Annotated in this window: 7 protein-coding genes and 4 pseudogenes; 5 read left to right on the top strand and 6 right to left on the bottom strand. The window is 70.1% G+C overall.

All coding sequences use genetic code 11. The features are described from left to right. Positions 1–44: 44 nt before the first annotated feature. The 3 genes from ACFHVL_RS18625 to cofC form a co-directional block, all read right to left on the bottom strand. Positions 45–2,258, bottom strand: coding sequence for an RNA degradosome polyphosphate kinase (locus tag ACFHVL_RS18625; RefSeq protein WP_416629407.1), 2,214 nt, complete (start codon positions 2,256–2,258; stop codon positions 45–47). Between the two features lie 304 nt (positions 2,259–2,562). Beyond that, positions 2,563–2,760 (bottom strand): cold-shock protein, encoded by a 198-nt coding sequence (locus ACFHVL_RS18630; RefSeq protein ID WP_416629390.1) that lies wholly within the window; start codon positions 2,758–2,760, stop codon positions 2,563–2,565. Between the two features lie 49 nt (positions 2,761–2,809). Beyond that, entirely contained in the window at positions 2,810–3,433 is a 624-nt protein-coding gene (gene cofC, locus ACFHVL_RS18635) for a 2-phospho-L-lactate guanylyltransferase (RefSeq protein WP_416629391.1), read from the bottom strand. A gap of 126 nt (positions 3,434–3,559) precedes the next feature. Between cofC and ACFHVL_RS18640 the strand changes: the two are divergent. From ACFHVL_RS18640 to ACFHVL_RS18655, 4 genes and pseudogenes are all read left to right on the top strand, one after another. Then, positions 3,560–4,249, top strand: a pseudogene (locus ACFHVL_RS18640) (lysophospholipid acyltransferase family protein); the annotation flags it as partial. Positions 4,250–4,431: 182 nt separating this feature from the next. Further along, on the top strand, positions 4,432–5,430 hold the full coding sequence (locus tag ACFHVL_RS18645; RefSeq protein ID WP_416629392.1) for an NAD(P)H-dependent glycerol-3-phosphate dehydrogenase: 999 nt from the start codon (positions 4,432–4,434) through the stop codon (positions 5,428–5,430). A gap of 40 nt (positions 5,431–5,470) precedes the next feature. After that, on the top strand, positions 5,471–6,631 hold the full coding sequence (locus ACFHVL_RS18650; protein WP_416629394.1) for a cystathionine gamma-lyase: 1,161 nt from the start codon (positions 5,471–5,473) through the stop codon (positions 6,629–6,631). A 158-nt stretch (positions 6,632–6,789) separates the two neighbouring features. Further along, positions 6,790–6,978 carry a hypothetical protein gene (locus ACFHVL_RS18655; RefSeq protein WP_416629395.1) on the top strand — a complete coding sequence of 63 codons (189 nt, stop codon included), beginning with the start codon at positions 6,790–6,792 and terminating at the stop codon, positions 6,976–6,978. Between the two features lie 30 nt (positions 6,979–7,008). Here ACFHVL_RS18655 and ACFHVL_RS18660 read toward each other — a convergent pair whose 3' ends face one another. The 3 genes and pseudogenes from ACFHVL_RS18660 to ACFHVL_RS18670 all read right to left on the bottom strand — a co-directional run. After that, the gene (locus ACFHVL_RS18660) at positions 7,009–7,209 is read right to left on the bottom strand and encodes a DUF397 domain-containing protein (RefSeq protein WP_416629408.1); all 201 of its coding nucleotides are present in this window, start codon (positions 7,207–7,209) and stop codon (positions 7,009–7,011) included. Next, a pseudogene (locus ACFHVL_RS18665) lies at positions 7,206–7,361 on the bottom strand (Scr1 family TA system antitoxin-like transcriptional regulator); the annotation flags it as partial. The gene ACFHVL_RS18660 and the pseudogene ACFHVL_RS18665, both read right to left, overlap by 4 nt. An 82-nt stretch (positions 7,362–7,443) precedes the next feature. After that, positions 7,444–8,081: pseudogene (locus ACFHVL_RS18670) on the bottom strand (helix-turn-helix domain-containing protein); the annotation flags it as partial. A gap of 505 nt (positions 8,082–8,586) precedes the next feature. Here ACFHVL_RS18670 and ACFHVL_RS18675 point away from each other — a divergent pair. Then, a pseudogene (locus tag ACFHVL_RS18675) lies at positions 8,587–10,031 on the top strand (LamG domain-containing protein); the annotation flags it as partial.

Below are 10,031 nucleotides of genomic sequence, written 5' to 3' on the forward strand. Positions count from 1 at the left end.
GCTGGCCAGCTCCGACCCCGCCGAGGTGCCGGTGCGCGGCGGCCCTACTTGCCGGTGCCGACGAACCGCCGCAACAGCCCTTCCTGCAGGTGGACCAGTGGACGTCCCTCGGTGGAGTGGTGCCGGGTCCAGGTGCCGTCCGGATGCAGTTCGAAGGATTCGCACTCCGGGCTGAACGCATCCGTCAGCACCTGGTCCAGCTCGGCGCGGGCCACCGGATCGGTCACCTGCACCAACGCCTCCACCCGGCGGTCCAGGTTGCGGTGCATCAGGTCGGCCGAACCCATCCAGAACTCGGTGTCGCCGTCGTTGCCGTACCGGAACACCCGGGAATGCTCCAGGAACCGGCCGAGGATCGACCGGACCCGGATGTTCTCCGACAGCCCCGGCACTCCCGGCCGCAGGGTGCACATGCCCCGGATCAGCAGATCCACCTGTACGCCGGCCTGCGAGGCCCGGTACAGCGAGTCCACGATCTCCTCGTCGACCAGCGAGTTCACCTTGAACTGCACCAGGCCGGGTCGGCCGGCCCGCACGTGGGCGACCTCGCGTTCGATCCGTTCGACCAGCCCGCTGCGGACGCCGTGCGGGGCGACGAGCAGCCGCCGGTACGCGGTCTGCCGGCTGTAGCCGGTCAGCACGTTGAACAGGTCGGTCAGGTCGGCGCCGACCTCCGGGTCGGCGGTCAGCATGCCGAAGTCCTCGTACAGCCTGGCCGTCTTCGGGTGGTAGTTGCCGGTGCCGATGTGGCAGTAGCGGCGGATCTGGTTGCCTTCCTGGCGTACCACCAGGGCGGTCTTGCAGTGGGTCTTCAACCCGACCAGGCCGTACACGACGTGACAGCCGGCGCGTTCCAGCATCCGCGCCCAGCCGATGTTGGCCTGCTCGTCGAAGCGGGCCTTGACCTCGACCAGCACCACCACCTGTTTGCCGGCGGCGGCGGCCTCGATCAGCGCGTCGACGATGGGGGAGTCGCCGCTGGTGCGGTACAGCGTCTGCTTGATCGCCAGCACAAGCGGGTCGGCGGCCGCCTGCTCGATGAAGCGCTGCACGCTGGTGGAGAACGAGTGGTACGGGTGGTGCACCAGGATGTCGCCGTCGCGCAACGTGGCGAAGACGCTGCGCGGTACCTCGCCCTCGACCAGCCGTGGATGGGTGGCCGGCACGAACGGGCGGTCCTTGAGATCGGGCCGGTCGGACGCTTCGAAGACCTGCCACAGCGCGGACAGGTCCAGCAGACCCGGCACCCGCAGCACGTCGTGACTGTCCATGTCCAGCTCGCGGACCAGTAGGTCGAGCATGTGGTCGGAGATGGAGGCGGCGACCTCCAGCCGTACCGGTGGGCCGAACCGGCGCCGGGCCAGCTCCCGCTCCAGCGACTGCAGCAGGTCCTCGTCGCGGTCCTCGTCGACTTCGAAGTCCGCGTTGCGGGTGACCCGGAACAGGTGGCACTCCACCACCTGCATGCCGGAGAACAGCTGGCCCAGCTGGGCGGCGATCATGTCTTCCACCGGCAGGAACCGGGCGCCCTGGCCGTCCTGGCTGACCACCACGAACCGGGGCACGTTGTTGGGCACCTTGACCCTGGCGAACAGCTCCGGTCCGCCGTCGGGGTCGCGGACCGCGACGGCGAGGTTCAGCGACCGGCTGGAGATGTACGGGAACGGGTGTGCCGGGTCGACAGCGAGCGGGGTCAGCACCGGGAAGATGTGTTCCCGGAAGTAGGTGCGCAGCCGTTCCCGCTCACCGGGGGTCAGGTCGCTCCACCGGATCAGGTGGATGCCCTCGGCGGCCAGCCGGGGGCGGACCTCCTCGGTGAAGCAGCGGGCGTGCCGGGCGACCAGCCCGGCGGTCTTGGCGGCGATCAGCTCCAACTGGGTACGCAGCGGCAGCCGGTCGCCGCCGCGTACCGGCAGTCCGGCCTGCAGCCGGCGCTTGAGCCCGGCAATGCGGACCATGAAGAACTCGTCCAGGTTGTTGGCGAAGATGGCCAGGAACTTGGCCCGCTCCAGCATTGGGGACTGCGGATCCTCGGCCAGCTCCAGCACCCGGGAGTTGAAGTCGAGCCAGGACAGCTCCCGGTTGAGGAAGCGGTCGTCGGGCAGCGGCGTCAGGGTGACTGGCTCGGGGGTGGCCACCGGCTCAGCCCGGTCCACCGGCTCAGTGACCGTTTCCACCGGCTCAGCCCGATCCACCGGCCCGGTGACCGTTTCCACCGGCTCCACGGTGTCGTCCACCGGCCCGGTGATGGCATCCACCGGTTCCGTGGTGGTGACCGGTTCCGTGGTGGTGACCGGCTCGGCCGAGGTGGCCTCGGCTTCGGCGGTGGCGGCCGCCACCGGCTCAGCGGCGGCGGCGGATCTGGCGGCGTTGGCCGATCTGGCGGCGGCACCGTTGGCGGTGCGACGTCGGGTCGGCCGAGGCGTCGGAGTCGCGTCGACGTCGGCGGCGGGCTGGTCTGCTGCGCGGCGCGGACGGGCGGCGCGCCTGGAGGGGGCGGGCGTCACCAGGCAATCATGACCTGATCACGGTGAACGTGGAATGAATATGGCCCGGGTTGAGCTAGCCAAATGTGGGCAACGTGACGCGGTTAACCCGCCCCGACCCATCGTGTTCGATCCGCACCCGCTGCCCCAGGCGCAACAGCCGCAACCCGGAAGCGTCGAACGCCTCCGACGGGAAGGTCAACTCCGCGCCGTCGTCGAGCAGCACCGTGCCGGTGCGGGTCGCTGGATCGAAGGTCGCCACCGTGCCCTGCATGTCAACTCACCGTGCCCTGCATCGTCGGCCCACCGTCTCGCGTCGCATGTCAGCACGGTACTCCGGCCGGGCACAGCGCGATGGTGTGCCGGCCCAGGCCGAGCCGGACCGCCGCGGCGAGATCGGCGACGGTGTCCACGTCGCGGCGCAGCGACGGCCAGTGGCCGTCGAGTCGGCGGGCCCCCGAGCCGGCGTGCCGGCGTGCCGAGCCGGCACCGAATCCGGGCAGCAGCGCGGTGCCGTCGGCGGCCAGCAGGACCGTGCCGGTGCCGGCGGCGTCCGGCACGAAGCAGCGGCCGGCATCCACGCTTCGTAGCGCGGCGGCCAGCTCCGCCGGGCGCAGCGCGGGCAGGTCCGCGGTGAGCGCCGCGACCGGCCGGCCGGCACCGACCGTCGCGGCCCCGCGCACCAACGCGGCGTTGAGTCCGCCGCCGTCAGCTTCGGCCACGGTACGGGCACCCAGCCCGGCCAGCACCGCGGTGGCCACCGGGTCGGCGGTGACCACGACCGCCTCGGCGACGAGTGGGCAGGCCAGCACCGCGGCGACCGTGTCACAGGCCAACGCCAACGCCAGCTCCTCGTGCCGTACGCCGTCGAGCGCGCCGCGCAGCCGGCTCTTCGCCGCCGCCAGCCGCTTGACCGGCAGCACCACCGACCAGATCGCGTCCCCCACGGACCCATCCTGCCGGCTGGGCTCGCGTTGGCTCTGGCCGGGTCCGACAAGGCATGATTCTCGCTGCGGGCGGTCGGCCGGGTAGCGACCCGCTCGGGTACGGATCCGGGTGACGAGGAGGTTCGGGTGGCGCGGCGGAAACTAGGCTTCTGGCGACGTTTCGTCGTGATGGTGGTCAAACCGACGATGACCCTCTGGACCAGGCGACAGTGGTCCGGAATGGAACACATCCCCGGCTCCGGTGGTGTGATCATCGCGGCCAACCACGTGTCACACGCCGACCCGATGGTCATCGCCCACTACATCTACGAGGCCGGGCGGTGGCCCCGCTTCCTCGGTAAGGCCAGCATTTTCGCGATCCCGCTGCTCGGTGCCTGGATCATCAAGGCCCAACAGATCCCGGTGTACCGGGGCGGCGTGGATGCCGCCAAGTCGCTGGAAGCGGCGGTCGCCGCGGTCGACGAAGGCGGCGCGCTGGTCATCTACCCGGAGGGCACCACCACCCGGGAACCCGACCAGTGGCCGATGCGCGGCAAGACCGGCACCGCCCGGCTCGCCCTCGCCACCGGCGCCCCGATCGTGCCGGTGGCGATGTGGGGGACGCACAACCTGTACAACCCGCGTGCCAAGAAGAGGAAGTTGAACCTGCTGCCCGGCCGGCCGGTGACCGTCGTCGCCGGCGAGCCGATCGACCTTTCCCGCTGGGCCGGGGCCGAGCCGACCCGGGCGGTGTTGGACGAGATCACCGAGGTCCTGATGTTGCGGCTGCGGGACATGGTCGCCGAGCTGCGGGGCGGCACACCGCCACCGCTGTACGTGCCGGCTGCCCGGCGCAACGGCAAGGCCGCCGGCATCCCGAACCCGACCGCCACGGACGAGATCGCCCCGGACACGACCGTCTCGGACACGACGGCAGTGCCGGACCCGGCTGTCTCCGAGGCTGTCACTGCCTCGGACACGACGGTTGTCCCGGACCGGACCGCGCGGGAGCCCGGCCAGTGACCCGCCGGGCCGTCGTACTTGGTGCCGGCTCGTGGGGCACCGCGTACGCCAAGGTGCTCGCCGACGCCGGAGCCGACGTGGTCGTCTGGGCGCGACGCGAGCCGGTCGCCGCCGCGATCCGCGAGTACGGCACCAACCCCGACTACCTGCCAGCGGTACGGCTGGCCGACCGGGTCACCGCCACCAGCGACGCCGCCGAGGCGATCAAGGGCGCGGATCTGGTCGTGCTCGCCGTACCGTCGCAGACCCTGCGCGGCAACCTGGGTGACTGGGCCGCGCACATCGGCCCCGACGCCACCCTGATCAGCCTGATGAAGGGGATCGAACTCGGCACCACCAGGCGGATGAGCGAGGTGATCGTCGAGACCGCCGGGGTCAGCCCGGACCGGGTCGTGGTGGTCTCCGGCCCGAACCTGGCCGCCGAGATCGCCGCCGAGCAGCCGGCCGCCAGCGTCGTCGCCGGCACCGACACCGCGCGCACCGCCGCCGTGCAGCAGGCCATGCTCACCGGATACCTGCGGCCGTACACCAACGACGACGTGATCGGCTGCGAGCTGGGCGGGGCGGTCAAGAACGTGATCGCCCTGGCGTACGGCATCGCCACCGCGATGCGCCTCGGCGACAACACCAAGGCGACCCTGATCACCCGGGGGCTGGCCGAGACCGCCCGGCTGGGGGTGGCGCTCGGCGCCGACCCGATGACCTTCGCTGGCCTGGCCGGCCTCGGTGACCTGGTCGCCACCTGCTCGTCGCCGCTGTCGCGCAACCGGACCTTCGGCGAGCACCTGGGCCGGGGGGAGAACCTGGAGCAGGCGCAGGCCGCCACCCGGCAGACCGCCGAAGGGGTGAAGAGCTGCCTGTCGATCCGGGATCTGGCGCACGCCCACGGCGTCGAGATGCCGATCACCGAGCAGGTGGAGCGGATCTGCCACGAGGGCCTGGATCCGCGTACCGCGTTGACCGTGCTGATGACGCGGGCCACGAAACCGGAATAGGCTCTGCCGCTGGTCAGCCGGGTCGGTCAGGATGAGCCCCATGACGAACACCTCCCTCGGCACGGGTCACGGCAGCTCCAGCGATGCTCAGGACGACGGCTGGGGCGACGGCACCCGCTGCGTCACCGCCGGACTGCCCGAGCCGGTGCCGGGGCAGCCGTTCCTGCCCGGTCCGGTCTTCGCCGCCCCGTACCACCTGGACCCGGTGACCGGGCCGTCGCCGGACCGCGACGGCTACGCCCGGGAGGACAACCCGACCCGGCGCAACCTGGAGACCGCGATCGGCGGTCTGGAAGGTGGCGACACCCTCGTCTTCGCCAGCGGCCAGGCGGCGATCACCGCGCTGCTGCTGACCACGCTGCGCCCCGGCGACACGGTGCTGCTGCCGGCCGACGGCTACTTCACCGTGCGGGCGCTGGCTTCCACTGTGCTGGAGCCGCTCGGCGTGACCGTGCGGCTGGTGCCGACCGCCGGGCCGTACCCGGACTTCGCCGGGGTGCGCCTCGTGCTGCTGGAAACCCCGGCCAACCCGGGGCTGGACGTCTGCGACCTGGCCGCGCTCGCGGCGGCGGCGCACACCGCCGGAGCGCTGGTCGCGGTCGACAACAGTGCGCCGACCCCGCTCGGGCAGCGGCCGTTGGACCTCGGCGCGGACATCGTGGTCGCCTCCGGCACCAAGGCGCTGACCGGCCACTCCGACCTGCTGCTCGGCTACCTGGCCACCCGGTCGGCGGCGGCGCTGTCCGCCGCGAAGACCTGGCGCAAACTGACCGGCAGCGTGCCCGGTCCGTTCGACTGCTGGCTGGCGCACCGGTCACTGGCCACCCTGGACCTGCGGCTGGCCCGCCAGTCGGCCAACGCACACGCGGTCGCCACCGCGCTGCTCGGCCGCCGTGACGTCACCGGCGTACGCTGGCCCGGCCTGCCGACCGACCCGTCGTACGCGGTCGCGTCGGCGCAGATGCGCCGTATCCCGGGGATCGTCTCGTTCGACCTGGGTGACGCCGACCGGGTCGGCCGGTTCCTGACCGCGTCGAAGCTGGTGTCGGCGGCCACGTCGTTCGGTGGACTGCACACGGCCGCCGACCGGCGGGCCCAGTGGGGTGACGACACGTCACCGGGCTTCGTCCGGCTCTCCTGCGGCATCGAGGACACTGCGGATCTGGTCGCCGACATCGTCGCCACCCTGGACGCCACCTGACCTAGCCAGCAGGGCACCCATCAAGATCAAATGATGTAGAACCAGACGACACGCCGGGTTCCGCCCGCATTTTCATCAACTGATCTTGACGACACGACACGACACGACCGGATCGCCGGCACTGCGGATCTGATTTCGCCCTGGACATCAGCTGACAGATGGCGGCCGTGGCGTTGCCCTGCTCCGTTATCTGGCCGCAGGTCTGGTTCGTGTTGCCGATCGTCATCGTGTTCGGGCTGATCGTGACCCTGCCGCTGCGCTACCTGGCGCATTTCGAGTGGCGGATGCCGATGCTCGACCTCGATGCGTCAGTGCTCAAGGACGCAGTGGACGTCCGATACTGGTGAGCGCCGCCGACGATCCTGTGTGGTGTGCGGTCAGGCGGTGAGGGTGCCGGTCTTGGTGGCGGTGATGAAGGCCGACCAGTTGGTGGGGGAGATGGTCAGGGCCGGGCCGGTGGGGTCCTTGGAGTCGCGTACGCCGATCACGCCGGCCAGCCCCTCGGCGACCTCGACACAGTCGCCCGCGCTGTTGGATCGGCTGCTCTTGCGCCAGGTGGCGCCGGTCAGGTCGGTCATGGCTCGTACTCCTTCGCCGTGTCCAGCAGCAGCGCCCGCGACTCGGCCTCGCTCAACGCGGCCGACCGGATGTCGTGGTAGACCCAAGCGTACCGGTCGCTCTCGGTCTGCTTGTCGAGGAATAGCGCGCCGGTGATCGACTCCTGGTAGACCCCGTGGTGGGCTCGTGCTGCTCGGGAAAGTCCAGGATGGTGACGAGCCGCCGGTCAGCACCCCGGCATGCAGGTCGGACGAGAACGGCAGGACCCGGACGGAGACGTTCGGCAGCCGGCCGGCATCGGCGAGCCGACGCACCTGTGCCGCCATGATCTGGCGCGACCCGACCACGCGGCGCAGCACCGCCTCGTCGACGACGATGTCGAACTCGGGAGCCTGCGGCTCCAGCCGGGTCAGCAGTCGGGCCCGGCCCAGCCGCACCGTGACCCGGTCGGCGATCTGGTGACGGGCACGCCGTCGACGTCCTTGGTGAAGATCGCGGTGGCGTACTCCCTGGTCTGCAGCACGCCCGGGATGAGCTGGCTCTGATAGACGCGGATCCGGCTGGCGGCCTCTTCCAGGCCCACGTACAGCTCGAACCAGGACGGCAGGCTGGCGTAGTCGTGCCACCAGCCCTTTCCCCGGGTCTTGGTCGCCAACGCGGCAAGGATCTCGGTGGTCTCCTCCTCGACGCCGTACAACTCGCAGAGCAGCACGACGTCGCCGGAGCGGACCGGGACCACGCCGCACTCCATCCGCCACAGCTTCGTCGCCGACCACTCCAGCTCGCTGGCGACCGACGTCTGCGGCAGCTGGGTCAGCCGCTCGCGCAGCTGACGCAGCTCCCGGCCCAGTCGTCGGCGCGGTACGGACGAGTTCAACACGGACGGGGACATGGCTACCACCTCCTGAGATGCTCGACCCCACCTATCCTGCCGTCACTATTGGACTCTCAACCTCGGTCGATCGGTGGACGGGCGACTCGGCTCAACGTCGATCGGACTTCTTCACAGTTGAACGCCCGATGTCACCTGGCACTCACCCAGACGGATCGTGACGACACTGAGTCAGTCGTAGGTCCACTATCAGGCTATCTGCCGGGATTGAGGTAGCGGTTTGTGATACTGCCTTTACAGATCGCTAGTTGGATCTTTAGGGTCGGAGGGACATGGCCAAGAGTTACGGGGGTCCCTAGTGGATGCTGTCCAGACGCCGCCGACCGGTCCGATCCGTCAACGACGTCGCTGGACGAGTGTCCTGGTAGCCGCGCTGCTTGCCCTGCCCGGGCACCTCACAGTCCTACCTCGACCAGCAGTAGCTGCCACAGCTCAGCCGGATTGCGTCGACCAGGCAGCTACCGCAAGCGAAGCCGAACAGGTCGCTGCGGACTGCGGCGATCGGGTGGAGGTCCTGGCCGAGGGCACCGAGTACTCGTACAGCTATGTGGAACCGGACGGAACGAAGACGTTGGAGTCGGCCGTCCTTCCACAACGCGTACGCGATGCCGCCGGGTCCTGGATTCCGATCTCGACACAGCTGGTCACCGCCACCGGTGGCCGATGGCGGCCGACAGCGACAACGGCCGAGGTGACGTTCAGCGGTGGGGGCGGCGGACCGCTGGTAGAGCTGCACGCCGGGAACAACTTGTTCTCGATCTCCTGGCCGACTCCGCTCCCCGCGCCGTCCATCAACGGTGACACCGCGACGTACTCGTCGGTGCTGACTGACATCGACCTGCACGTGATCGCCACCCGGACCGGATTCAAGCATGTGTTGGAGGTCAAGACGGCGCAGGCTGCGGCCAACGAAGACTTGGCGCAGGTGCGTTACCTGCTCGGCGGCGATATCACACCGGAACCCCTCGCCGGTGGCGGTCTGCGACTGGCTGACCCGACCGGGCGTACCGTCGGAGTGACCCCGACGGCATCGATGTGGGACTCGTCGGTCGACCCCACCCTCGGCGGCGAGGTGTTGCCGCCGGACCCCGGGCGCAGCGCCGAAGGCGCGGAGGCGCCCGCGCCGTCGACCGCCGCAGGACCGGGACCGGCGACCCCGTTACGGCCGGTCGAGGTGCAGGTCGGCACGGACGAACTCGCGGTCGTCCCGGATCAGGCGGTGCTGACCGGACCCGACACCGTATTCCCGGTCTTCATCGACCCGTCATTCGAGAACAAGAGCGCCAACTGGGCGTACGCGAACAACATCAACACGAACTGGGACATCGGCAACCGGGCCTGGGTCGGCCGCAACACCTACGACGGCGCGCTCTACCGGTCGTTCTTCGACTTCAACGTCTGGCAGGTCCGCGGCAAGCGGGTGCTGTCCGCGCAGGTCCGTGCCAAGCTGGACCACTCCTGGTCGTGTTCGGCGACGCCGACGCACCTGTACCGGACGGCTGGTGTGTCGGCGACGCCTCGGATGTCGTGGGGCACTCGTCCACTGCCGTCGTCGAAGTGGTTGGCGGCGCAGGAGGCCAACGCCAACGAGGCGGGTGGGTGCGGCGTCATCCAGCCGGATGTCGACGTCGAGTTCGGCGGCTCCGCCCTGACCAGCGACGTTCAGTACGCGGTGAACCGGCAGTGGACCGGCTACACGGTCGGGCTGTGTGCGTGCAACAGTTCGGGGCAGTACGAGTCCACGCAGGACCGCTGGAAAATGTTCTACGTCGATCAGACCTGGCTGATCGTCAGCTACAACTCGCGGCCAGGGGTACCGACGGAGCTGACCACCTCGTCGGTGGCGTGCGGTGGTGTCGTCGGCACCACGTCCCCGAAGTTGCGGGCCCGGTATGTCGACCCGGACGGTTCCGACACCCTGATCGGGAGGTTCGAGTGGAAGGACGTGAC

Origin of the sequence: Micromonospora sp. LOL_023, assembly GCF_048060115.1 — a bacterium.
Lineage (GTDB): Bacteria > Actinomycetota > Actinomycetes > Mycobacteriales > Micromonosporaceae > Micromonospora_E.